The organism is Oleiphilus sp. HI0043, assembly GCF_001634935.1.
Map to the genome: position 1 here is coordinate 1 of NZ_LWEY01000659.1, position 632 is coordinate 632.

2 protein-coding genes are annotated in these 632 nt (G+C 42.9%); both read right to left on the minus strand.

Annotated features, from left to right (window positions below; all coding sequences use genetic code 11):
- Nucleotides 1-253, minus strand: a 253-nt coding sequence (locus A3729_RS07885) for a class I SAM-dependent methyltransferase (protein ID WP_197475677.1), incomplete at its 3' end; no start/stop codon positions are given.
- Between the two features lie 101 nt (nt 254-354).
- Nucleotides 355-632 (minus strand): methyl-accepting chemotaxis protein (locus A3729_RS07890; protein WP_231877384.1); only part of this gene is annotated, 278 nt, incomplete at its 5' end.

Sequence of the window (632 nt, forward strand, 5' to 3'; positions counted from 1 at the left end):
GTGTTTGTATGATGATCGCTGAAATATACAGATTGTTGTCAAATACTTTTTTGAGACTTGCGGCGATATCATCACTAAGACTTTCTGAAAAGTTTTGCACAAATAAATAGGGCGGGTACCACTCAATATTCAGACTGCTTAGCGCTTCAAAGTATTTACCTCTGCCATGGAAAACGCGAGCCGCTCTATCTTGGTAGCGAGATAGATTGCTAAGTAGTTCTTGTTGAAGAATATCGTTCGTTTGTGCTGACATATAGTGGTTCGTTTTTATCTAGGTTTGAGACTTTGGTGCAAAAAAAGGGGAGTCAAATGACTCCCCTTTCGGTTTAGGCTGCGAATTATGCCACAGACAGACTAGGTTCTGAAGAAACGAACCAATTGTTGCATCTTACTCGCCTGGTCACTCATAGACCTTGACGCAGCGGCAGTTTCTTCAACCAAGGCTGCGTTTTGTTGTGTCATCTCATCCATTTGCGAAATGGCCTGGTTGATCTGTCCAATTCCGTTAGATTGTTCTTTGGCAGCAACATTGACGCTTTCTATACGGCGTGCAACTTGCTCTACGGAGTGGACGATGCCATTTAAGGTTTCACCTGTCTGATTGACTAACATTGAGCCTGACTCGACTTTAT